We start from the raw sequence: 23,023 nt of genomic DNA, 5'->3' as shown, positions 1-23,023 counted from the left end.
TATGCCGAAGTTCTCGGTTTCCATTGGTAATTCCGCATTCGATAAGTCAAATTGTTTGTTACGGCGGTTCTCTTTTATTTTTTACTGGAACGAACTGGGTATGATGGCATCTCTGGACGAATACACGCCGTTGCTGACGGCCAAAACAGCTGCTCATCTACTTCGACGGGCAACCTTTGGACCGACTCAGGCTGAAATTAGCAACTTCACGGGCCTGACAGCCGCTCAGGCCGTACAGCAACTTATCGCCAATGCCAATTACTCACCTCCGCCCCCGGTCGATCTGGATAGGGATCAAGCCACTGCCGGACAAACCTATTTAGATAAGCCATTTAATCACGATCGGAACTTCGATTTTGGTCATTACCTGCGCTGCTGGTGGTTGGGGTTGATGACTTCGCAGTCTGCCCCGCCCAGTTTGCTTGATAAACTGACGTTATTCTGGCAAAACCACTTCGTTACCAGCCGCGAAACGGTTGGTGATTACCGCTTTCTGAACCAATACCTGTTGCTGTTGCGGAATAATGCCCTCGGTAATTTCCGGACGTTGGTTACTCAAATCTCGAAAGATCCAGCCATGCTTCGGTACCTGAATGGGAACGAAAATATAGTTGGTCAGCCAAATGAGAACTATGCTCGTGAGCTTCAGGAGCTGTTTACAGTGGGGGCTTTCGACTTTGCGGGGAATAAAAACTATACGGAAGATGATGTAAAAACAGCCGCTAAAGTATTGACGGGCTGGGAATACACAAACCATGAGGTAGATGGTTCGATGAGCTTTACAACAACGTTCACGGATGAAAAACACGACAGTACCGACAAAACATTTTCAGCGCATTACAACAATACGGTCATCCCAGGCCGGGCGACTTCACTACCTGGTACCACATCGGCCGGGGATGCTGAGCTGAACGATCTGGTATCGATGCTCCTGAATCATCCGCATACACCCCGGTTTATTTGTCGGAAGCTGTACCGATGGTATGTGAATCCTAACGTTACACAAGCCATTGAAAACGAGATAATTGGCTCGCTAGCGCAGTTGCTGGTGGACAGCAATTACATGATTCAGCCAGTGCTTGTTAAGCTATTAACGAGTCAGATTTTTTTCGATGAGACGAACATTGGCGCTATCGTTAAATCGCCTGCCGAACTGGCCATTGGGGCAATGCGATTTTTTAATCAGCGCGTGCCCGACATAACCACAGAATACGCGGCTTTTAAAACCTATTTCGATTTTGTGTTCTACCGCATGCAAGACATGCAGTTGGCCATTTTAGATCAATCGTCGGTATTTGGTTACGAAGCCTATTATCAAACCGGTTATTCGAAAATCTGGATAAACACAACTACTATGGGATTTCGGTATGATTATACCGATGCCTACGTTTATCGATACCTTCAGGTAACCCCCGATTATTTAATGGGAATCGATGTGCTTGCCTGGGCAAGGGCTCTACAGCCCAATTTTTCCGATGTCGCCGGAACGCCTGCCATTACTTGTGTGGATATACTCAATGGGTTCACGGTCAATTTATTTGTCTATGATTTACAGCCGTCTCAACAGGATTTTCTGATTGATACCATTATGATGCAAAACTTACCCCGTATGTCCTGGATCTTTCAATGGAACGCCTATCGAACTGATATAACGGATGGGGGAGCGCGGTATGAAGTGCGTGCCCGGCTGGAAAACCTGATGAAATATATGCTTCGAATGGCTGAGTATCATATTTTCTAAAGCAACCCGGTCGTTAACTAGGTACTTATTAACGACATATAATCAAACTGATTTTAAATCATGATCTTCAATGCACTGGTTTTTTGTATTTTGTTTATGATTATATTAATATATAAACTTGTATTTAAATAATTGTGTCTAGTGATTAGGTATATTACTGTTTTTTAACCTATATTGTTGATTGAACGGTATATATATGGTAAGGGTTTGTCTGTGCGTCCTTACTACTAGTCTCTTTTGAATGCCTTATCTGGATCAATACACAACAGTACTTACGGCTAAGACAGCCGCTCATTTGCTTCGGCGCGTCACCTTTGGGCCCACGCAGGCCGAAATTACCAGCTTCACAGGCCTAACGGCTGCGCAGGCAGTGCAGCAACTGATCAGCAACGCGAACTACTCACCGTCGCCACCGATTGATCTGGACAATACACAACCAACAGCCGGGCAAACCTATCTCGACAAACCGTTTAACGGGGATCGGAATTTCGATTTTGGGCACTATCTACGTTACTGGTGGCTGGGACTGATGACTTCCCAAACTAGTCCACCGAGTTTGCTTGATAAACTGACTCTTTTCTGGCAGAACCATTTCGTTACTACCCGCGACGTAGTTGATGATTACCGGTTTGTGAATCAGTATTTGCTTGTACTGCGAAACAACGCCCTGGGTAATTTTCGCACCCTTGTTACCAAAATCAGTAAAGAGCCTGCCATGTTGCGGTATTTGAACGGCAATGAAAATGAGGTAGGTAAACCCAATGAAAACTACGCTCGTGAACTTCAGGAGTTGTTTACCGTGGGCGCAGTCGATTTTGCGGGGAATAAAAACTATACGGAAGACGATGTAAAAGCAGCAGCCCGTGTGCTGACCGGCTGGCAATATACTAACTACTGGAAGGTTGGTTCAACCAGTTTTGCCACAACGTTTACGCTGGCCAAACACGATTCGACGAATAAAACCTTTTCAGCGAAGTACAACAATACAGTCATCTCAGGACGCTCCGCTAACCCATCAGCGACAGTGACAGCTGGTGATGCTGAGTTAGATGATTTGGTAACGATGTTGCTGAAACATCCGCAAACGCCCCGGTTTATTTGTCGAAAACTCTATCGCTGGTATGTTAACCCCAACGTTACTCAAGCAATTGAAGATAACGTAATTATACCATTGGCTCAATTTTTGTCAAGTTCAAGTAACAACTATGCTATTCAGCCAGTGATTGTCAAATTGTTGACGAGTCAGATTTTTTTCGATAACGCCAATCGGGGAGCGATGATCAAATCTCCTGCCGATCTGGCAGTTGGGGCAATGCGTTTTTTTAATCAACCAGTGCCCGACATGAAGACCGATTACGCAGCCTTTAAAAAGTACTTCGATTTCATGTTCTGGCAAATGCGCGATATGCAAATGGCACTTGTCGATCAACCTTCTGTATTCGGGTATGAGCCGTATTACCAGACTGGCTATTCAAAAATCTGGCTGAACACAACTACGATTGCACTCCGAAGTAATTACACCGATGCCTATATCTGGCGCTGGCTCGAGGTGAAGCCAGGTTATAATATGGGTATTGATTTGGTGGCTTGGGTAACATCTCTACAGCCAAATTTTGCCGACGTCACTGGAACCGCTGCCATTTCTTGCGCAGATATACAGGCGGCTTTTGCCAAAAATCTGTTTGCTACAGACTTGTTCCAGACGCAAATCGATTTTCTGATTGACACGATCATGATGCAGGGTATTCCTCGTTCATCCTGGACGTTTGAATGGAACGCGTACCGTGCTGCACCGACGAATACAAACAAAAAGAATGGGGTGTTGTGGCGGTTACAGAACCTGATGAAATACATGCTCCGCATGGCTGAGTATCAACTTTGCTGACAGCTACTGACTGAAGACTTCTTTTATGAAACGTAGAGATTTTTTAGCGGCAGCTTCGGCGAGTGTCTTGCCGGTGATGCTCGATGGATTTGGACTGAAAGCCATGTCACGTCAGTCGGCACTGGTTCAATCGCTGCTGGCGACAACGGCGCTTGCCAGCGATCGGGTGCTGGTCATTGTCTACTTGAACGGGGGCAATGATGGGCTCAATACCGTGATTCCACTTGACCAGTATTCGCTATACAATGGCCTTCGAAGCAACATTGCGATTCCACAGAATGCTGTTCTTGGTTTAGATGGGAATCTGGCAACGGGGCTTCATCCCGCCATGACGGGAATGCGGGATTTATATAATGATGGCAAGCTCTCTATTATCCATTCGGTTTCGTACCCCAACCCCGATCAGTCTCATTACCGGGCTACCGACATATGGATGACTGCCGTTGACTCCACTGTAACCTCAAATTCGGGTTGGGCTGGACGTTACCTCGAAAACCGATTTCCGGGTTATCCTGTAGGCTATCCGAATGCGCAAATGGAAGATCCGCTGGCCATTCAGATCGGTTACCTAACCTCAACGGCTTTATTGGGTAGTCAGCAGTCGATGGGTATTGCGCTCAGTGATCCGAATAGTTTTTATCAATTGGTCGGCTCGGCCAGCGCCACTTCGCCAACCGATCTTCCCTGCTGCGATGCGGGCGATCTGATTGCCTTTATCCGAAAACAGCAGGCTTTGTCGGTGGGGTATGCCTCTGAAATAAAGGCGGCTGCCGATGCGGGACAAAATCTGACAACGTACCCCGACAACGGCCTGAATTCTCTGGCTGATCAGTTAAAGATTGTGGCCCGATTGATTCATGGAGGACTGAAAACGAAGATTTATTTTGTATCACTAGGTGGCTTTGATACCCATTCGGGGCAGGTGGATGCCAGTGATACAACGGCTGGTAGTCATGCGGCACTCCTTGGTAAATTGTCTGCCGCGATTGCTACTTTTCAACAAGATTTGAAATTGCAGGGTACGGAGGATAAAGTAATTGGAATGACGTTTTCAGAGTTTGGTCGACGGGCTAATTCTAATAATTCGAAAGGTACTGATCACGGAATAGCAGCTCCCATGTTTGTTTTCGGTAGTAATGTAAAACATCGGACAATTGGACAAAATCCCGATCTGGCGAACCTAACGGGGCAAGTGGGTAGCAAGGATGTGAACATGCAAATCGATTTTCGGCGCGTTTACACCGATATTCTTAACGATTGGTTCGGAACGCAGCGTACCACAACGAATACATTGCTCTTTCATGAGTTTCCTACCGTTTCGTTGTTTTCCAATACGGTTGAAACCGTTGCAACCGGAAACTGGAAAGATCCGAATGTATGGACTGTGGGGCGAGTACCGTTTGCCAATGAGTATGTGAAAGTCAATGCTGGTCATACGCTGACGGTCGACAAAACAATCTCGGTTAAAAACATTCGACTCGAAGGTAAACTGCTCTTTACAGGCCCTTATTCAATTCAGATGACTGGCTAGTACGAACGAATAAGTAGGCGCATGCTTTGGTTCGCTTTCCTGTTCCAGCTTTTAGGCAACGGGTTGCATTGCATTTGGTAATTCTGCTACCTTTACGCAATTCGTATGCATGCATACTATTAGGTAATGGAACAGACATATCAATCTTTATCCTTCACGCAGACCGATGGCGTGATGACCGTTTCGCTGTTGGGGCCTGGCAAGGGCAACGCGATGGGACCAGAATTTTGGGCAGAACTTCCCAAGGCAATGGACGAAATCAACCAAAAGTCCGACATTCGTTGTATCGTGTTTCGGGGCAGTGGTGACCATTACAGTTATGGTCTCAACATTCCACAGATGATGCCTCTTCTGGGAAAAATGACCACTGGAACCGTGTTGGCTCAGCAACGCGTGGAGCTGATGGCGCAAATTCGGCAGATGCAGTCGGGGTTTCAGAAAATGTATGAATCACCTAAACCAGTGATTGCCGCGGTGCATGGTTGGTGTATTGGGGGAGGGCTGAATATGATTTCGGCCGCCGACATCCGACTCTGTTCCCGTGATGCCAAATTCAGTTTACGCGAAGCCAAACTGGCCATAACGCCCGATATCGGCGGATTGCAATTTCTTCCTAACATTATTGGTCAGGGATTTACCCGCGAAATGGCCTTTACTGGCGCCGATTACGATGCTGCTTTTGCTGAGCATACGGGCTTAGTTAATCACGTATATGATACGCCTGACGCTTTATTTGCGGCCGCGGCCACACTTGCCCAGCAGATCGCCGATAACCCAGCCACAGCCGTACAAGGTGCCAAACAAGTACTGAACTACAGCCAGAACAAATCCATCGAAGATGGCCTGCAATACGTAGCGGTCTGGAATTCGAGTCAGTTGCAATCCTCAGATTTCTCCGAAGCCATGCAGGCCACCATCGAGAAACGTAAAGCGGAGTTTAATAAGAAATCAAATCGAGGTTATTAATTCAAATGATTGAATGAGTGAGTGATTGAATGAGCGAATAAAACGCTGGCAATACTATTCTCTCATTCAATCACTCACTCATTCAATCATTATGACCACAGGCATGCTGCGCGACGACGCGCTGAAAGGGAAAACTATTATTGTTACCGGCGGAGGTACGGGTTTGGGTAAATCGGTCAGTCGGTATTTACTCCAGCTTGGAGCCAACGTCACAATTTGCAGTCGCCGACAAGCGGTAATTGATGCCACCGCGAGTGAATTAATGGAGGAAACAGGAGGTGTCGTTCTTGCCGTGCCCTGCGACGTTCGTAATACGGCTGAGATCGAAAACGTCATGGCCAAAACCATTGAAAAGTTTGGCCGTATTGATGGCTTGCTGAATAATTCTGCCGGAAACTTCATTAGCCCCACTGAGCGACTGTCGTACAAAGCGTTTGATACGATTGTCGATATTGTTCTGCGCGGAACCTACTATTTCACACTGGCGGTAGGAAAGTATTGGATCGAGAACAAAATTCCGGGTACCGTCCTGAACATTTCAACTACGTATGCTACTACGGGTTCGGGCTATGTAGTCCCGTCGGCTGTAGCCAAAGGTGGGGCCTTGATTATGATGAAGTCGCTGGCCGCCGAATGGGGGAAATATGGTATTCGACTCAATGCCATTGCACCCGGTCCTTTCCCAACTAAAGGTGCCTGGGATCGGTTGTTTCCCGAACCGCTGGCCAGCATGATGGACCCGACGAGCCGTATCCCTTTACATCGTGTTGGCGAACATGGCGAACTGGCCAATCTGGCGGCATTCCTACTGTCCGATTATTCCGGTTACATCACTGGCGAAAGTATTACGATTGATGGGGGCGAGGTGCTCATGGCAGGTGAGTTTAGTCATCTGGAAAAAGTCACTTCTGAGCAGTGGGATATGATCGAACAAACCATCAAACAAGCCAACCGGGCGAGTAAAAAAGAATGATGAATTATGAATGATTAATGATGAATAAACGAGAACTGAATTCATCATTAATCATTCATAATTCATCATTAATTACGCACCTTTGCACCCTTGTTTACGTTATAAAAGAGTACTAAAATTCGTTAAAATGCCCAACTGGTTTCTCGGAAAAATCCGCTATCAGCAACCCATTGACGACTCGAATGTCGGCAGCCGGAATGAAGAATTTATCAAGCAAAAAACCGTGACCGAAGCTTATCTGGTGGATGCCGTCAGCTATACCGAAGCTGAAGGACGGCTTTACCAGGAGATAGCTGCCAACACGCCCGATTTTGAGATTACCAATATCTCACGCATGAAATTGGCCGATGTCTTTTATAATGAAGATGGGGGCGAGGTGTGGTTTAAAGTGAAAGCTATGTTTATCACGGATGACGAAAAGACGGGTAAACAGAAAAAAACACCGAGTGTAATGCTGGTTAATGCCGTGACGCCTAAAGAGGCTTACGAGCGGGTAGAAATAAGCCTGAAAACGGCCCTCGATCCATTTGAGATTACGGACGTTAATACAACCAAAATCCTGGAAGTTTTCCCATATAACGAAGAGGAGCAGCGCAATCTTCGCCCACTGAGTGAGGTGATAAAGCCTGAACCAGAGACGGTTTAACGTAAATTGTCAGGCATCGTCAGGTAATAATCAAGAGTTGTCAGGTATAGTTTATTGCAATTCCTGACAACTTTTGACAATTCCTGGCCATTCTTGACTACTACCTGAACACTATCTGACGATTCCTGACTCCATTGACGGCCATTTTTTACAGAATGGCCGTCTTTTTTTATGAAATTCAGGACTTTTAGTCACAAATAGTTGCGTTGAATAGGAGCAAATCCGGATATTTGCCCCGTCATGAAACGCACCCTGTTCAAATACTTCAACCTACTAATGGCCTGCGTCGTGCTGCTGAGCAGTACTGGCTTTGGGTTGGTGGAGCATTCGTGCCAGATGCGTGGTAAGAAAAAAACGATGGTTGTCGCGTTCAGCGATGCCAAAACGCAAACAGGTTGTGCTACCGACAAAGGAGCTATGCCTGACGAGCAAACACTTGTTAAAAAGACACAATGCTGTCAGGATAATCAGCAGTACGAGAATGTCGATATTTCGTCATCGCTGAGTCAACTGGTAGCCAAGTTTGTTAAAACCATCACCGAAACGATTGCCGCAGGTGTCGTTAGTGTACTGACTTGGTTTTTTGAGTGGATTTTTGCCGGGAAATCGTCATCTGTTTCGGCTTTCCCATCTCCTCCTTCGCTTTCCGGGCGTGATATTCTGACGCTCGTTCGTAGTCTCCTCCTTTGATACGTTGATTGATCTGTTTTTCCCACGCCGGTAGCTATTGGCGCAGGTTTTGCCGTACTTATTTATCAATCAACGAATTCATGAAATACTTCTGTTTATGGATTGTGGTGCTGACGATTGGTCCGTGGCTTACTCAGTCAGGCATCGTTCAGGCTGCACCCCGCCAACTATTTGCCGCCGATTCTACCCAACCAACCTCTATTCGCGGACGGGTAAGCGAATTGGTCAATGCAAAGCAAGTGCCGCTTGTAGGCGCAACAGTACAATGGGCTAATACGTCGGTAGGGACGCTGACAGATGATACAGGCCATTTCCAATTGCCATTTCAAACAACTGCCAATCGGCTGATTGTGAGTTACGTGGGCTATCAATCTGATACCATTACAGTGACCAGCCCAACTACCGAAGTGGCTGTGACGTTACGCAGCACCCGAACGTTACAGGAAGTGACGGTATCGGGCGCTCCAGGCCAGATTGATCGAATCAACCCAATCCAAACCGAATTTATCAACCAGCGAACGCTCGCCAAAGCGGCTTGCTGCAACCTCTCCGAAAGCTTCGAAACCAATGCGTCGGTGAGTGTGTCGTATAGCGATGCCGTTACGGGCGCTAAGCAGATTCAGTTTCTGGGTCTTGGAGGCCAATATGTGCAGACGAATGTCGAGAATATCCCGACGGTGCGTGGATTAGCCACGACGTTTGGCTTAAACTATATTCCAGGTACCTGGATCACGAGCATCGATGTCGGTAAAGGCGCGGGTTCGGTTGTCAATGGTTATGAATCGATGAGTGGCCAGATGAATGTTGAGCTACAAAAGCCGGACGATGCCAATAAGCTGTTTCTGAACGCTTATGCAAACAGTTTTGGGCGTTTTGAAGGGAACATCAACTGGTCGAAAGTATTGTCCACAAAAAAAAGTGAACCTGAGTATCTATGGCCTGGGCTTACACAAAAACCGATTGCACCAACGGCTAAATGGAGTGTCGGTATTTTGGGACATGCCAGTACACTACGCACAGAAATTGACCAGAACAACGATGGCTTTCGCGATTTGCCGCTTTACAGGCAGCTTAATCTCATTAATCGATACAAATACAATAGTGATCGGTTTATGGCGCAATTTGGGGTAAAAGCGCTTTATGAAGATCGTGATGGAGGGCAATTATCGCGCTTCGGCGACAATCGGTATAAGTTTGGGAATACCACAAAACGGCTGGAATTCTTCTCAAAAACGGCCATTCTTTATCCAAATAAGCCTTATCAAGGGTTAGGCTTAATTATTAACGGAGTTCATCACGATCAAACAGCCGTTATTGGATTCCGACCCTATACTGGCCAGCAACGCACCATCTACGCCAACCTGATTTATCAGAATATCATCGGCAATACAAATCATGCCTATAAAGCTGGATTGAGCTATCTGCTAGATGATTACAGGGAAGAATTAGGGTCTTTAATTACTAAGCGAACGGAATCGGTGCCGGGTATATTTGCCGAATACACGTACACATACCCCGAAAAACTGACGCTGGTATTAGGTGGACGTTTCGATTACCACAATTTGTTCGGCCCTCAATGGACTCCTCGGGCGCACCTTAAATACAACGTCAATCGGGACCTTACCGTACGTGTTTCGGGCGGACGGGGTTTTCGGGTAGCTAACCCAATCAGCGAAAATATGGGTTTTCTGGTCAGTTCACGGGCTGTGTTTATGTATGAAAATCAGACTGCCGGACCCTACGTCAACTGGCAGTTGGGGCCACGTAAGCCCGAAGTCAGTTGGAATTACGGTATAAGCCTAACGCAAGATTTTACTTTGCTGGGCAAAAAAGCATCGTTAGTACTTGATTATTATCGGACTGATTTTCAGAACCAGTTAGTAGTTAATGTCGAGAATTCGTCGCGCATCTATTTCTATAATCTGAATGACGAATACCATCATGGCCGCTCGTTTGCCAATAGCTTCCAGGCTGAGTTGAACGTGCAACCCGCCCGCCGATTCGATGTGAAACTGGCCTATCGGCTTTTTGATACGCGACAAAGCACTGCCATGCCTGCGGGGGATACGTTATTATTGCCCAGAATGATGGTAGCTCGTGAGCGAGTATTGCTGAATGTAGCATATGCGTTGCCTTTCGATAAGTGGAAATTTGATGCCACCTTGCAGTGGAATGGCCCCCGCCGTATTCACTACCTGCGCGAAGGCTACGTTCACCCTAGTAATGAAAATGTGCCAACTGATTATTCACCGAGTTTCGCCAACCTGAACGCACAGCTGAGCCGGGCATTCAGGAGTGGCTTGGAATTCTATGTGGGTGGTGAAAACCTGACGGGGTTTCGGCAATTGAATCCTATTTTCGATGCCAGTAATCCGTACGGACCCGATTTTGATGCCGCGGGCCGGGCGTGGGGGCCGGTAACCGGGCGTATGATTTATGTCGGATTTCGATTTAAACCCGTAAACTAATGACACTGACCATCCGAAATATGGTGTGCGACCGGTGCAAGCGGGTTGTACGCGAGGAGCTAGAAAAGCTTGGCTTAACGCTTGGTCGGGTTGAACTGGGTGAGGTGGATGTAACGGATGACTCGTCGACGATTGACCTCGCTACGATTCGACAAGTCATGCAAGCCAACGGCTTCGACTTAGTGGATGACAAGAAGCAGGCTTTGGTTGAGCAGATGAAAATTCTGTTAATTAATGAAATCCAGCATCTGAAGGGGGAACGACTGCCAACCGAAAACTATTCTACCTTTTTAGAGCGTAAAATCGGGTATGAGTACTCGCATTTGAGTAACTTGTTTTCGGCAAGCGAAGGGCATACCCTCGAGAAATATATTATCGCGCTTAAAATTGAGAAAGTAAAAGAGTGGTTGCGCTATGATGAGCTGACCCTGAGTGAAATAGCCTGGCGATTGAGTTATAGTAGTGTTCAGCACCTATCGACCCAATTTCGGCAAGTGACGGGCCAAACACCTGGTCAGTTTCGGAAGGCGACTCAGGTAAATCGGCGGAATTTGGATACATTGTTCATGAACGAATCGGGTGAGGGAAAAGGATAATCGATAGGGTGATGGTGAACAGCACGTTCGACACAGAGTGCTCAGGTAAACGATAACTTTAACAGTATAAATTCTGATGATGAGACGTTTACGGGATCTACTAAAAACCTTTCTGGAAGCGCTGTTGAAGCGATTTGGAGTTGTTTTGTTAACGAAGCAACAGACAGAGGAATACCTAAGTCCGTACATCGTGGCGGTTAGTCCGGAAACCCAGATTATACTCCATGCTGTCCCCAATGCAGCTCATCCAGCAACCCTTGTATTTAAGCCGACCGAAGCTGTTGCCCACCAGAGTTATGTCTGGTATTATAAGCCTGCTCTCCCCAGAACGACCCAATTGCCGTTTGGCGGAATCCTGACGAATACCAATGTGCTTTGTACCGATTTCGAGCGCTATCATTTGGTGCAAAATTTCCTGAAAAAAGGAAGCCGAACCCGAATTATGCACGATATTCTCATTGCCCCCTGGGCGCATATGTTAGATGGTATTGCTTTTGGAGGATATTATGATTTTGTGATTTTGGTGGCAGCGAAATTGTGCCGAATCCGGGAAGCGCTACCCGAGGCCGTTTTTGCTGAAGCTGTTCTGGCGTATCCTTTGTTTAAAACGGAGTACGAACGTGAGTATCTGTCGTTAATCGGGTTTACACCAGATCGTACTTTGGACAGTCGCCTGTATGAGGTTCAATTTAACGAGTGTATACTTGGCAATAGCGGGCACTGGTTCTACCCAAATCTGGCCGATATTGTAGCTTTGAAAAAGCAGGTAGAAAGCCAACTAAAACCAGTTCGAACGGCCCATAACCGAATCTACATAAGCCGTTCGGGCCGACGGCGTGTGGTCAACGAAGACGCTCTGATTGAGTTACTGAAAAGGTATAATTTCACCATTGTTGATGACAGGCCCAGGTCTGTTGCCGAACAGGTGGCTATCTACAAAAATGCGTCGTTCATCATTGGGCCGCATGGCGCTTCATTCACCAACATCATTTGGTGTGAGTCGGGTACCCACCTCTTCGAGCTGTTCACGTCTACGATGGTTGTCGATCATTTTCGGTATCTGTCTCAATTAATGGGCATGCAGTATTCGGCTTATTACCACGTAATCATGATGGGGAATAGCCGGCATTCCCTTGAGGAAGACCTTTTTGTATCTATTGCCGACCTGGAGCAAAGTCTAAACAACCTGCTTCAGACTGCATAGGCACTGTTAGCTGTATTTATACAGTTCGTCCCTAATTATGTAAAAACCCTATCGAGTGTGTGTAGTTATTTTGTCAGACCAACGGTGGTCGATAAAACGACAACAACGATTATGGAAACGATGCAACACACGCATACCCATGTAGACACCTGTTTCGAATGTGCCGAAGCCTGCGAACGCTGCGTAACGGCTTGCCTGGAAATGGGCGACAAAGACGGAAAAGGTCATGACATGACGGCTTGCATTAAACTCTGCCGCGATTGTGCCGATATCTGTACACTGTGTGGCCGTTTGGATGCCCGTGGCTCAGACTTCTCGCGTGATTTTATGGTACTATGTGCCGAAGTCTGTGAGGCCTGTGCCAAAGAATGTGAAAAACACGCAGGGCATCATGCGCATTGTAAAGCCTGCGCTGAAGCCTGTCGCAAATGTGCCGAAGAATGTCGGTCCATGTCGGCAAGTGCATAAAACGTTTGCTTGATTTTGTAATTAGCGTGTACCCACGGGCTTCAGCCCGTGTATTATTTAAGCTCAAACACGGGCTGAAGCCCGTGGGTACAACGCTAATTACAAAGTTAGTCCATACAAAAACCCTGTTAGTCAATTCGATGCATCCGCTACTGAGCCTCCTGTTCGTAATCAACCTACTAATCGGCCCGCCAGCGATTACGGGGAAACAAGTAGGTAAAGGAAAGCATCCGTCGGTGGCCACCGACCCCGCCGGAAAGGTGCATGTTGTATACGGGCAGGGTGGACTTATTTACTATACCTGCACCCAGGATGGTAACCAGTTTGCCGAACCTGTACGCGTAGATAGTTTGCCAGGATTGCATCTGGGCGCGTCGAGAGGGCCACAAATTGCAGCTACTAAACAGTCGGTGGTGATAACGGCCATTGATAAAGCGGGCAATATTTGGTCGTATACTCGAGTAAATTCGACGGGGAAATGGCAGAAACGGGTTCGGGTGAATGATGTAGCTGATATTGCCAAAGAGGGTTTTGTTGCGCTAACCGCTGGACCCGACAACAGCTATATGGCCACCTGGCTTGATTTGCGGGGAGACAACCAAAACAAAATTGTGGGCGCTCGCTCGGTCGACGGCGGAAAAACATGGTTACCCAATCAGGTTTTATATCAATCGCCGGATGGAACAGTTTGTGAATGCTGTCAGCTTTCGATTGTAAGCCAGCGCCAGCAGGTTGCTATTATGTTTCGCAATTTCATCAACGGTGCCCGCGATATGTATCTGGTCCGGTCGAGCGATGGCGGAAAAACAGTTGGAAAGGCCGAAAAACTAGGAGAAGGCACGTGGCAACTCAAAGCCTGCCCAATGGATGGGGGAGGACTATTTATGACTGAGGACGGTAAATTATCGACCGTATGGCGCCGAAATGATAAGTTATTCATTGCCAAATCAGGGCAGCCCGAAACGGAATATGCCACGGGCAAGAATGCAAAGATTGTGACAACATCCAGGGGCGATTACATCGTCTTTCAACAGGATGGTCAAATTTGGGGTACATCGCCCGGTCAGACAAAACCTGCTCTTATTAGTACGGGAGGGTATCCTAAGTTGGCGCTAATGCCTAAAAATAAAGTACTCTGTTTGTGGGAGGAAGAAGGTACCGTTCAGGCAGGGTTCGTACCCTGAATCAGAGCAATTTATTGAATTACAGCGTTATGGATAAGTTTCTTTTGGTGCTTTTTCTAGGCTTTACACACTTGGCTATTGCACAACACCAACATCACGAAGGCATGTCGATGCCTATGAAAAGTAAACCAGTGGCCGATACAACCAAGCCAATGAGCCACTCGATGCATAGCGGCATGGAGAGGAGCAAGCATGAGGGCATGAATATGGCTGGTATGATGAACGATAAGGATACCCGAAATTTTGGCCTTACGATGGATACGACTATGGGAATGACGCACTCGTTGTCTCGTAATCTATCCATGAACCGCAACGGATCGGGTACGTCGTGGCATCCAGACAATACGCCTATGTATGCCTATATGAGTCAGCCTGCGAACAAGAAGTGGAGTTACATGCTGCACTATGCTCTTTATCTGCGTTACACCAGTCAAAATATCAACAATGACGGCAAGCGGGGGCAAGGAAGTCAATTTGGTGCACCGAACTGGGTTATGGGCATGGCACAGCGGAAAGTTGGACAACGGGGGCTATTTCAGGTGCGGGCTATGCTTTCGCTCGATCCACTAACGGTAGGAAATGGTGGTTATCCGTTGCTGTTTCAAACCGGCGAATCCTACAAAGGGCAGCCGTTAATTGATAAACAACACCCGCACGATCTGGTCTCGGAACTTTCGGTTAGTTACAGTCATGCATTTAGCAAAGACATCGACTTGTTCGGCTATGTTGGTTATCCGGGCGAGCCTGCTTTGGGACCACCTGCCTTTATGCACCGGATTTCGTCGTTCAACAATCCAGATGCACCCTTAAGCCATCACTGGCAGGATGCCACGCACATCTTGTTTGGTGTAGCCACGGTTGGCTTTCGCTATAAATGGATGAAGCTGGAAGGTTCTACGTTTAAAGGACGAGAACCTGACGAAAATCGGTACAACTTCGACAAACCTCAATTTAACAGTTATTCCTATCGACTGTCGGTGAATCCGTCGCCTTCTTTTGCCATGCAGTTCTCCCAGGGATTTCTACACAGTCCAGAAGAAGCGCACCCAGAGGAGAACATCACCCGAACAACGGCATCTATTTTGCATAGTAAAGGGTTAGGAAAAAGTAGTTATGTGACATCGGCCCTTATCTGGGGACGAAACAGTCATGATGGGGAGGGCGAAAACTCGTTTCTGGCCGAAAGTAGTTGGCAAATGAATAAACTAGCGGTGTATGGGCGCTATGAGAATGTAACAAAATCAGCGGAGGAAATGGGCCTTTACCAGCCGGCTTCGTCAATGGAAATTGGTCAAATTGCTAAAGATCAGCAGTTTGTGATTAATAATTTGACACTTGGTACCAATTATCGGCTGGTACAGACACACAATACCGACTTAGTGCTTGGGGCACAAATTACAGGGAGTATGCCTTCTACATCGTTGGAAACATTTTACGGAAAAACGCCCATTTCAGGAGAAATTTATCTTCGATTTTCGCCCAGTTTAATGACAATGCGAACGATGAATCATTCAGGACATGGTCGAATGAAAGGAATGAATCAGTAACTAAATAAAATTCCGCCTGCTGGGTGTATCTACCTGGGCACCAATTCAATTGAGTTTTCGTTATCAATTCACTATAAACCACTTACAACTATGTTGCGTAACCTGTTTCTAACCGCCCTGACCTCATTGGTGCTTTTGGGCAACTCGTTTGCCAGTGCGCCAAATCGGGACGATAAAGAGAAGGAAGTTAAGATCAAGACATCGGCCATCTGTGGCATGTGCAAGGCCCGTATCGAACGGAATCTGGCCTTCGAAAAGGGTGTTAAAGAAGCTGACCTGGACGTAAAATCGAAAGTCGTTACCATTAAATATAACCCTGCCAAGACGGATATTTCTAAACTGAAAGCCAACATCAGTAAAACCGGCTACGATGCCGAAGAAGTAACTGCCGATCCTGTAGGCTACAACAAATTACCGAGCTGCTGCAAGAAAGGTAGCGAGATGGAAAGTCATCAATAAGTTAATGATAATAAACCTATAAGGTTTTAAAAACCTTATAGGTTTGCAACGAAGAAGGCCCGAAATCCACAGATTTCGGGCCTTCTTCGTTGTTATAGTTTGTTATAGTTTGATTACTGCTTTGTTGTGTAATCAATGCGTATGACCTGCTTCCGATTTTCAGTTGGGCGTTCGATGACCATGTTGGTAATGTGATTCCCCGATTTGTTGACTACTTCTTTAGCATACTTGCCATTGAGCGTTGGCTTGCCATTAAGAATATAAATGACTGTGCTATCTGGATTGTCGAATACCTTGATAGTATAGTTATAAGCAAACTCAGACTGCCCATCCTTCGATACATAATCTATGATTTCAGAATCAGATCGTTTGATTTGTTGGTAGGTTGGGAAAGGCTCAGTAGCTATTTTCGCTTGCCCATAAAGAAGGCTACTCGTGAGTGTCAGACTAACTAAGGAAGCAAATACAGCGTAGTTCTTCATGGATTTTAGTGCTTTATCAAACGTGACCCTGAAATGGGGTTAAGAGTTGCAGCAGGTTTTAAGGGAAACTTAAGAAATGTCCAATACCGAGAACTGCTCAAAAGTCACATCGAACCCTCCTCCATCGGGAGCAGCTGCCATCAGGCCGATTTGTACAGAAACATCGGCAGGAAAATAAGCTAACCGTAGCATTTGATAGGTAAAATCATCGAACGAATAATCAATGCGTACTGAGTTATTCTGTCGGGTAAGACGGAAGTAAACGAACGGTGGATTATGAGGTTGCGGGCACACCGACCAGTCTGAAAATTCGCGCGTAACTACTGCGCTTACCTGTTGTTGCTCATCAACATATTCGATTCCCGTCTTGATCCAGTTGTGATTGTCGAGCCTCAGCATCAACCCTGCCTGATCATATTGGTTTTTGTATTGGCCGGACACTTTCACACTAGCTACAAAGTCACCCGCCTGTTCACGATAATAGAAATGCCCGTTATCGCGGATAAAATCATAATGAGTCACCCGCCAGAAATCGGTGTCACCTTCGGCCCTCAGGTACAGCCAGTCCCGTTCTTCCGACCAGATTGCCGGTTTATTGTACCAAATCATAGGTAATCTTTTAGAACGAAAGTATAAAAAAACGGCGGGCCATTGGCGTGGCTCGACCGAAATAAACTCATTGGTGCCGTATCTGCTTGATTCCGGTTTGCCGTGAGAATAGCTATTTTGCTCTGTTGATTGTTATAAAAAGTAGCAACAATTAGATGTAAGCCAATGCCCTCAACTGACCGTGCCTTTAACTATGATCTCGATTACCGAAATCTAAATCTCCGCGAACAGCCTGAACTTTATCGGGTTGGAAAAGGGGAGATGGGTGTGCTTTTGGTGCAGCCCTACAAGTCCGAAATTCTCCCATATTGGCGGTTTAAAACACCGGAAATCGCTCGTGAGTCATCCGGAAAAATTTATCAGCTCTTTCTGGATTATAAAGCCAATGGTGATTTCATTGGCATGGATATGGCCCGGAAGTTTCTACAAATGGGCTACACCAGGTCAAGGCGTTACGCAAACCATGCCAGTGGTCAGAAATACAACGGCCCTGTTCCTGATGATAAAAAAGGCCAGTCAGGTGCGCATGGCCGCGAGCAGCTTCCGCGCGAAGAAGACCCCGTCAAAGCCGAATCGGCACGGATTTTTTATGGGAAGTATCTGGAAGCACGCGAAGATGAAACCTATAAGAAGTTGAAAAAGGAATGGCAGGAGCAGTATGGGTAGTTTGCCAATCTTTGCGACCTTTGCGACTTAGTCAATAATTGAGGGTTGAGCGTGGTCAATAGTTAGCCATTAACCAACAACTATTGACTAACGACTAATCACTATTGACTATCGTATGCAACTCCTTGACGGTAAATTCCTTTCAGCACAAATCAAACAGGAAATCGCGGCCGAAGTCGCACAAATTAAAGAACAGGGCGGTAAAATTCCGCACCTCGTGGCGATTCTGGTTGGCAATAAGGGGGCTTCAGAAACCTACGTAGCCTCGAAAATGAAAAACTGTGAAGAGGTCGGTATGCACTCGACGCTGATCCGCTTCGACCCTTCGGTTACCGAAGAAGAGCTGCTCGATAAAGTTCGGGAAGTAAACGAAAACCCCGATATGGATGGTCTGATTGTGCAACTTCCGTTGCCAGATCATATCAACCCTGATCGTGTCATGGAAACGATTAACCCTGCGAAAGATGTAGATGGTTTCCACCCGATCAACATTGGGCGCATGGCAAAAGGGTTGCCCGCTTACATTTCGGCAACGCCCCAGGGTGTGCTGGAAATGCTGAAACGGTACGATATTCAAACGTCGGGTAAGCATTGTGTCGTGGTTGGACGGAGCCAAATTGTGGGCTTACCGATGTCTATTCTCATGCAACGAAATACCTACCCTGGTAACTGTACCGTAACGCTCACACATAGCCGGACAACGAATTTGGCCGAAATCTGTCGCTCAGCCGATATTTTGGTTGCAGCTCTTGGTAAACCAGAATTTGTAACGGCCGACATGGTTAAAGAGGGAGCTGTTGTTATTGACGTGGGCTTAGAGCGCGTACCTGATGCCAGGAAGAAAAGCGGATTTGCTCTGAAAGGCGACGTGAAATTTGATGAAGTTGCACCAAAAACAAGTTTCATTACGCCCGTGCCCGGTGGTGTTGGTCTAATGACTATCTGCTCCCTCATGCAGAATACCCTGAAAGCTGCGCGGGGAGAGATTTATTAGGCATTAGGCATGATTGAGAATATTCGGGATAAAGTACATGATGAACTGTTTGAGATATCAAATCACGCGCTTACTCGCAGTACTCAACGATACATCCTTCTCGACGAAATAGTAGAAGCAATTTTGGCGGGAGAGATTATTGAAGACTATCCAGATGATCGATATGGACCAAGTTGTCTAATTGCTGGATATACTAAAAAACAGCGACCTTTGCATATTCAGTGCAGTTATCCATCAAGACCTTTACTGAAAATTATTACTGTTTACGAACCAACACTTGACAAATGGGAAGCGAATCTAAAAGTAAGGAAGCGATGACCTGGCCCGACGAGCCGTTGATCGAAACGTTTGTGCGTTATATTCTTGATCAGAATGGGCAACTATTTGTTTTTGAAAACGTACCAGCTCGTGTTAACACAACCACTGGTGAACAATTCTTTTCCCCTGCAACAGTACGCCGTATTCAGCAAATTGCTTTATCAGCTAAGGAGCCAGTCCGAACTATTAAGGCTGGTGTATATGAATGGGGAAATGCAGCCTAAAAATGATCTGCTCACTGGTGTAGAATACGCTAAAAGCGACGCAAGGTGAGCTTTGTTAGAACGTAAAGTACCAATTGTATAGTGGATTCGTGGGAATTACAAAGGCTACGGATACTCACTTAACAAACTTTAACAGCCCGCCCTAGCCCGGTCGGGCTGCTTTTTTACGTATTTTTGATCGCTACTTACACAATAGCAGTCCGTTAATCTTCATTTATATGCAGTCATTCAAACGCCTGAACACCCTCACAGGCTGGTTCGTTTTCGCTGTCGCGCTGGTAACTTACGCGATGACCGTAGAACGGACAGCCAGTTTCTGGGACTGTGGCGAATTTATTGCGTGTTCGTTTAAACTTCAGGTTCCCCACCCACCTGGTGCCCCATTTTTCCTTTTGTTGGGACGACTCTTTTCCATGATGTCGTTTGGTAACCTGACCAATGTTGCCTACTGGGTAAACATGGCATCGGTACTTGCCAGTGCGTTCACCATCTTGTTTTTGTTCTGGACCATTACCATGCTGGCCCAAAAGCTCTTGCCAAAACCGGAGAGCGAATACAACACCGCCGATACGCTATTAGTGATTGGTACGAGTGCAGTAGGTGCCCTGGCCTACACATTTTCTGACACATTCTGGTTCTCGGCTGTTGAAGCGGAGGTATACGGGATGTCTTCGTTTTTTACGGCTATCGTTGTTTGGGCTGCGTTCAAATGGGAGCGTATCGATGATGAAGCGGCAGCCAATCGCTGGCTTATTTTCATTGCCTATCTGACGGGCTTATCGATCGGCGTTCACTTATTGAACCTCGTTACATTGCCCGCTTTGGCACTGATTTATTACTTTAAAAAACAGTCGAAACCAACATTCACAGGTGGCTTAGTGGCTGGTGGTATTGGCCTGGTTGTTCTGGGAATTATCAACGCAGGTATCATTCCGGGTCTTCCTGGTATGGCCTTTACTGTTGAACGGTTCTTTGTAAACACGCTGGGATTACCCTTCACTTCGGGGGCTATTTTCTTTACGGTCGTCTTTATAGGCGCTATCGTATATGGCATTATCTGGTCGGCCCGGAAGCGGCATGTGATCATGAACACGGCTTTGCTGGCCCTGGCATTTGTGCTCATCGGTTATGCCTCGTATATGCAAGTGTTGGTACGGGCTGAGTTCAACCCACCAATTAACGAGAACGATCCTAGCGATGAGCTGAACTTCCTGTCGTATCTGCGTCGTGAGCAATATGGCAGCCGTTCGCTGTTATACGGTCCGGTCTTCACCGCGCGTCCAATCGATCAGAAACAGGGTGCTGCTATGTGGAAAAAAGAAGGTAACAAGTATGTTGTCTTCGACCATCAGCCAGAATACATTTATGCGCCGGGCGATGAGATGCTGTTCCCACGTGTATATAGCAGCCAGCAAAATCACCCTGCGCTTTATCGCCAGATGCTGGGGCTTGCCGAAGGGCAGAAACCGACAATGGGCGATAACATTAAGTATCTGTTCAGCTATCAGTTGGGCCATATGTGGTGGCGTTACCTGATGTGGAACTTCGCTGGTCGGGAGAGTGACGAAGAGGGTGCTGGTTATCTGCTTCCTTGGTCGTCAGACAATGGCGCCCCTGATTTATTGAAAACCAACAAAGCCCGCGACAATTTTTACATGTTACCGTTTGCCCTGGGATTATTCGGGATTGCTTTTCAGTATTTCCGTCGCCGTCGCGATTTTATCATTGTAGGGCTGCTGTTTTTATTCACCGGTATCGCCTTACAAGTATTCCTGAACTCACCGCCATCGGAGCCGCGTGAACGGGATTATATCTATGTGGGTTCCTTCTATTTCTTTGCCATCTGGCTCGGTTTGGGCGTAATGGCCATTGCCGAAGGCTTGCGGAATACGCTGAAATCAGATACCGCCCGGAATGGTCTGGTCGTTGGTTTAGCGCTGCTGGTGCCTGTGATGATGGGTGCCAAGAGCTGGGATAACCACAACCGCGATCATCGGTACCAATCAGTCGATTTTGCGAAGAACCTGTTGAACTCCTGTGCGCCTAATGCGGTGCTCTTCACGGGTGGCGATAACGATACATTCCCGCTTTGGTATGTGCAGGAGGTTGAAGGCTTCCGCACCGATGTGCGTGTCTGTAACCTGAGTTTGCTGGGTACAGAATGGTACATTCAGCAGATGAAGCGCAAAACGTACCAGTCGGATGCGCTGCCGATCTCGTTAGAGTTCGACCAGTTCAATAAGGGTAAAAATGATATTGTGCCCTTCTATGAAGTACCGGGTGTGAAAAATGGTATCGATCTGAAGCAATACATCAGCTTGATTAAGACCAGCAATCCGGCCGTTCAGGTACCATTGACCAATGGCGACATGACGAGCATTTTACCATCGTCGGTGCTATTCCTGCCAATTGATAAAGCATCGGTTGATCAGGCCAATTTTGTTCCGGCAGCGTTGCGCCCATTGATGAAGGATACCTTGCAGTGGACCATTGGTAAGAAGGACCTCTACAAGCCTGACCTCATTATGCTCGATATCATTGCGACCAACAACTGGAAACGGCCTATCTATTTCTCCAGCACACTGGCAAGCGATAACTACCTGAGCCTGAAAAATTACATGCAGTTGGAAGGCTATGCATATCGACTAATGCCAGTTGCCGTTCCAGGTGCTACCGATGGCTATGTGAATGCTGACGTTATGTACACCAACATGACCAAGAAGACATTCTGGCGTGATTTCGACAACCCAAATACGTACTACGACGAAACGTATAAAGGACCTCCGGTGATTTCGGCTCGTATCGCGTTCTTCCGTCTGGCCGATCAGCTTATCCGCGAAGGGAATAAAGCCAAAGCGCATGAGGTACTCAATTACTCGCTGAAGGTGATTCCGGATAAGAGTATTCCATACGACCAGATTTCGTCAAACTACGTTCGGTTCCTGTTTGAAGTTGGCGATAATAAAAAGGCGCTTGAGATTGCTGAAATCATGGCAAATCGCGCCGATCAGGCATTGACCTACGATAAGAGTGGCAACGGAAACCGCTTCGGTAGCCCGGATTCCGATCTGTATATTCTGCAAACGATAGTTGAAGCTTGTAAAGAAGCCAAGCAAACAGCCGCTGCAAACAAATACGAAGCGATTTTCCAGAAGCACATAAATGCCTTTGGTTGATAGAAACTATCTTTTGACATAAAAAGCCCAGCATGCGGACTGCATGCTGGGCTTTTTATGTCAAAAGAGTTAACGTTTTATGCCGTTTTGTACTTTTTTGTCATTTCGACGAAAGGAGAGATCTCAAGGTGGCGATGTTGAGATCTCTCCTTTCGTCGAGATGACAGAAAATAAAATGCTACAATAGAGGCAGTCT

General features: G+C 46.7%; 21 protein-coding genes. 19 read left to right on the top strand and 2 right to left on the bottom strand.

What is annotated here, in order from left to right:
• Positions 1 to 103: 103 nt before the first annotated feature.
• From H3H32_RS14895 to H3H32_RS14830, 14 genes are all read left to right on the top strand, one after another.
• Complete coding sequence (locus H3H32_RS14895) at positions 104 to 1,741, top strand: DUF1800 domain-containing protein (RefSeq protein WP_182464346.1); 1,638 nt, start codon at positions 104 to 106, stop codon at positions 1,739 to 1,741.
• 241 nt (positions 1,742 to 1,982) lie between these two features.
• Positions 1,983 to 3,626: a DUF1800 domain-containing protein gene (locus H3H32_RS14890; RefSeq protein WP_182463455.1), complete on the top strand. Its 1,644-nt coding sequence runs from the start codon at positions 1,983 to 1,985 to the stop codon at positions 3,624 to 3,626.
• A gap of 25 nt (positions 3,627 to 3,651) precedes the next feature.
• The gene (locus tag H3H32_RS14885) at positions 3,652 to 5,157 is read left to right on the top strand and encodes a DUF1501 domain-containing protein (RefSeq protein ID WP_182463454.1); all 1,506 of its coding nucleotides are present in this window, start codon (positions 3,652 to 3,654) and stop codon (positions 5,155 to 5,157) included.
• 126 nt (positions 5,158 to 5,283) lie between these two features.
• Positions 5,284 to 6,123, top strand: coding sequence for a crotonase/enoyl-CoA hydratase family protein (locus H3H32_RS14880; protein WP_182463453.1), 840 nt, complete (start codon positions 5,284 to 5,286; stop codon positions 6,121 to 6,123).
• A gap of 91 nt (positions 6,124 to 6,214) precedes the next feature.
• The gene (locus H3H32_RS14875) at positions 6,215 to 7,096 is read left to right on the top strand and encodes an SDR family oxidoreductase (protein WP_240543777.1); all 882 of its coding nucleotides are present in this window, start codon (positions 6,215 to 6,217) and stop codon (positions 7,094 to 7,096) included.
• A gap of 127 nt (positions 7,097 to 7,223) precedes the next feature.
• Positions 7,224 to 7,742, top strand: a complete 519-nt coding sequence (locus H3H32_RS14870; RefSeq protein ID WP_182463452.1) for a DUF4494 domain-containing protein — start codon at positions 7,224 to 7,226, stop codon at positions 7,740 to 7,742.
• Between the two features lie 240 nt (positions 7,743 to 7,982).
• Positions 7,983 to 8,432 carry an HYC_CC_PP family protein gene (locus H3H32_RS14865; RefSeq protein WP_182463451.1) on the top strand — a complete coding sequence of 150 codons (450 nt, stop codon included), beginning with the start codon at positions 7,983 to 7,985 and terminating at the stop codon, positions 8,430 to 8,432.
• Between the two features lie 80 nt (positions 8,433 to 8,512).
• A complete protein-coding gene (locus H3H32_RS14860; protein WP_182463450.1) occupies positions 8,513 to 10,900 on the top strand; it encodes a TonB-dependent receptor in 2,388 nt (795 codons plus the stop codon).
• Positions 10,900 to 11,496: an AraC family transcriptional regulator gene (locus tag H3H32_RS14855; RefSeq protein ID WP_182463449.1), complete on the top strand. Its 597-nt coding sequence runs from the start codon at positions 10,900 to 10,902 to the stop codon at positions 11,494 to 11,496. The genes H3H32_RS14860 and H3H32_RS14855 overlap by 1 nt, the downstream gene beginning before the upstream one ends.
• Positions 11,497 to 11,572: 76 nt before the next feature.
• Positions 11,573 to 12,700 carry a glycosyltransferase family 61 protein gene (locus H3H32_RS14850; RefSeq protein WP_182463448.1) on the top strand — a complete coding sequence of 376 codons (1,128 nt, stop codon included), beginning with the start codon at positions 11,573 to 11,575 and terminating at the stop codon, positions 12,698 to 12,700.
• Positions 12,701 to 12,811: 111 nt separating this feature from the next.
• Positions 12,812 to 13,168 (top strand): four-helix bundle copper-binding protein, encoded by a 357-nt coding sequence (locus H3H32_RS14845; RefSeq protein WP_182463447.1) that lies wholly within the window; start codon positions 12,812 to 12,814, stop codon positions 13,166 to 13,168.
• 140 nt (positions 13,169 to 13,308) lie between these two features.
• Positions 13,309 to 14,352, top strand: coding sequence for a sialidase family protein (locus tag H3H32_RS14840; RefSeq protein WP_182464344.1), 1,044 nt, complete (start codon positions 13,309 to 13,311; stop codon positions 14,350 to 14,352).
• A 29-nt stretch (positions 14,353 to 14,381) separates the two neighbouring features.
• Entirely contained in the window at positions 14,382 to 15,899 is a 1,518-nt protein-coding gene (locus H3H32_RS14835) for a hypothetical protein (protein WP_182463446.1), read from the top strand.
• Positions 15,900 to 15,989: 90 nt separating this feature from the next.
• Complete coding sequence (locus H3H32_RS14830) at positions 15,990 to 16,358, top strand: heavy-metal-associated domain-containing protein (RefSeq protein ID WP_182463445.1); 369 nt, start codon at positions 15,990 to 15,992, stop codon at positions 16,356 to 16,358.
• A 113-nt stretch (positions 16,359 to 16,471) separates the two neighbouring features.
• Here H3H32_RS14830 and H3H32_RS14825 read toward each other — a convergent pair whose 3' ends face one another.
• Both H3H32_RS14825 and H3H32_RS14820 read right to left on the bottom strand, forming a co-directional pair.
• Positions 16,472 to 16,840 carry a hypothetical protein gene (locus tag H3H32_RS14825; RefSeq protein WP_182463444.1) on the bottom strand — a complete coding sequence of 123 codons (369 nt, stop codon included), beginning with the start codon at positions 16,838 to 16,840 and terminating at the stop codon, positions 16,472 to 16,474.
• Positions 16,841 to 16,909: 69 nt separating this feature from the next.
• A complete protein-coding gene (locus H3H32_RS14820; protein WP_182463443.1) occupies positions 16,910 to 17,449 on the bottom strand; it encodes a DUF1349 domain-containing protein in 540 nt (179 codons plus the stop codon).
• A 165-nt stretch (positions 17,450 to 17,614) separates the two neighbouring features.
• Between H3H32_RS14820 and H3H32_RS14815 the strand changes: the two genes are divergently transcribed.
• The 5 genes from H3H32_RS14815 to H3H32_RS14795 all read left to right on the top strand — a co-directional run bounded on the left by H3H32_RS14815 (position 17,615) and on the right by H3H32_RS14795 (position 22,827).
• Complete coding sequence (locus H3H32_RS14815; protein WP_182463442.1) at positions 17,615 to 18,115, top strand: DUF4385 domain-containing protein; 501 nt, start codon at positions 17,615 to 17,617, stop codon at positions 18,113 to 18,115.
• A 115-nt stretch (positions 18,116 to 18,230) separates the two neighbouring features.
• A complete protein-coding gene (locus H3H32_RS14810; protein WP_182463441.1) occupies positions 18,231 to 19,109 on the top strand; it encodes a bifunctional 5,10-methylenetetrahydrofolate dehydrogenase/5,10-methenyltetrahydrofolate cyclohydrolase in 879 nt (292 codons plus the stop codon).
• A 9-nt stretch (positions 19,110 to 19,118) separates the two neighbouring features.
• Positions 19,119 to 19,427: a DUF4258 domain-containing protein gene (locus H3H32_RS38250; RefSeq protein ID WP_182463440.1), complete on the top strand. Its 309-nt coding sequence runs from the start codon at positions 19,119 to 19,121 to the stop codon at positions 19,425 to 19,427.
• Entirely contained in the window at positions 19,394 to 19,651 is a 258-nt protein-coding gene (locus H3H32_RS14800) for a hypothetical protein (protein WP_240543776.1), read from the top strand. Before H3H32_RS38250 ends, H3H32_RS14800 begins: the two co-directional genes overlap by 34 nt.
• Before the next feature lie 218 nt (positions 19,652 to 19,869).
• Positions 19,870 to 22,827, top strand: coding sequence for a glycosyltransferase family 117 protein (locus H3H32_RS14795; RefSeq protein WP_182463439.1), 2,958 nt, complete (start codon positions 19,870 to 19,872; stop codon positions 22,825 to 22,827).
• Positions 22,828 to 23,023 lie beyond the last annotated feature (196 nt).

It is taken from the genome of Spirosoma foliorum (assembly GCF_014117325.1).
In the GTDB taxonomy this organism is placed as follows: domain Bacteria; phylum Bacteroidota; class Bacteroidia; order Cytophagales; family Spirosomataceae; genus Spirosoma; species Spirosoma foliorum.
This window is presented reverse-complemented; position numbering and strand designations above follow the sequence as displayed.

Excerpts from the sequence above, each read along its gene's own strand:
- H3H32_RS14895 (WP_182464346.1), top strand. The coding sequence starts at position 104 with ATGGCATCTCTGGACGAATACACGCCGTTGCTGACGGCCAAAACAGCT.
- H3H32_RS14890 (WP_182463455.1), top strand. The coding sequence starts at position 1,983 with ATGCCTTATCTGGATCAATACACAACAGTACTTACGGCTAAGACAGCC.
- H3H32_RS14885 (WP_182463454.1), top strand. The coding sequence starts at position 3,652 with ATGAAACGTAGAGATTTTTTAGCGGCAGCTTCGGCGAGTGTCTTGCCG.
- H3H32_RS14880 (WP_182463453.1), top strand. The coding sequence starts at position 5,284 with ATGGAACAGACATATCAATCTTTATCCTTCACGCAGACCGATGGCGTG.
- H3H32_RS14875 (WP_240543777.1), top strand. The coding sequence starts at position 6,215 with ATGACCACAGGCATGCTGCGCGACGACGCGCTGAAAGGGAAAACTATT.
- H3H32_RS14870 (WP_182463452.1), top strand. The coding sequence starts at position 7,224 with ATGCCCAACTGGTTTCTCGGAAAAATCCGCTATCAGCAACCCATTGAC.
- H3H32_RS14865 (WP_182463451.1), top strand. The coding sequence starts at position 7,983 with ATGAAACGCACCCTGTTCAAATACTTCAACCTACTAATGGCCTGCGTC.
- H3H32_RS14860 (WP_182463450.1), top strand. The coding sequence starts at position 8,513 with ATGAAATACTTCTGTTTATGGATTGTGGTGCTGACGATTGGTCCGTGG.
- H3H32_RS14855 (WP_182463449.1), top strand. The coding sequence starts at position 10,900 with ATGACACTGACCATCCGAAATATGGTGTGCGACCGGTGCAAGCGGGTT.
- H3H32_RS14850 (WP_182463448.1), top strand. The coding sequence starts at position 11,573 with ATGATGAGACGTTTACGGGATCTACTAAAAACCTTTCTGGAAGCGCTG.
- H3H32_RS14845 (WP_182463447.1), top strand. The coding sequence starts at position 12,812 with ATGGAAACGATGCAACACACGCATACCCATGTAGACACCTGTTTCGAA.
- H3H32_RS14840 (WP_182464344.1), top strand. The coding sequence starts at position 13,309 with ATGCATCCGCTACTGAGCCTCCTGTTCGTAATCAACCTACTAATCGGC.
- H3H32_RS14835 (WP_182463446.1), top strand. The coding sequence starts at position 14,382 with ATGGATAAGTTTCTTTTGGTGCTTTTTCTAGGCTTTACACACTTGGCT.
- H3H32_RS14830 (WP_182463445.1), top strand. The coding sequence starts at position 15,990 with ATGTTGCGTAACCTGTTTCTAACCGCCCTGACCTCATTGGTGCTTTTG.
- H3H32_RS14825 (WP_182463444.1), bottom strand. The coding sequence starts at position 16,840 with ATGAAGAACTACGCTGTATTTGCTTCCTTAGTTAGTCTGACACTCACG.
- H3H32_RS14820 (WP_182463443.1), bottom strand. The coding sequence starts at position 17,449 with ATGATTTGGTACAATAAACCGGCAATCTGGTCGGAAGAACGGGACTGG.
- H3H32_RS14815 (WP_182463442.1), top strand. The coding sequence starts at position 17,615 with ATGCCCTCAACTGACCGTGCCTTTAACTATGATCTCGATTACCGAAAT.
- H3H32_RS14810 (WP_182463441.1), top strand. The coding sequence starts at position 18,231 with ATGCAACTCCTTGACGGTAAATTCCTTTCAGCACAAATCAAACAGGAA.
- H3H32_RS38250 (WP_182463440.1), top strand. The coding sequence starts at position 19,119 with ATGATTGAGAATATTCGGGATAAAGTACATGATGAACTGTTTGAGATA.
- H3H32_RS14800 (WP_240543776.1), top strand. The coding sequence starts at position 19,394 with ATGGGAAGCGAATCTAAAAGTAAGGAAGCGATGACCTGGCCCGACGAG.
- H3H32_RS14795 (WP_182463439.1), top strand. The coding sequence starts at position 19,870 with ATGCAGTCATTCAAACGCCTGAACACCCTCACAGGCTGGTTCGTTTTC.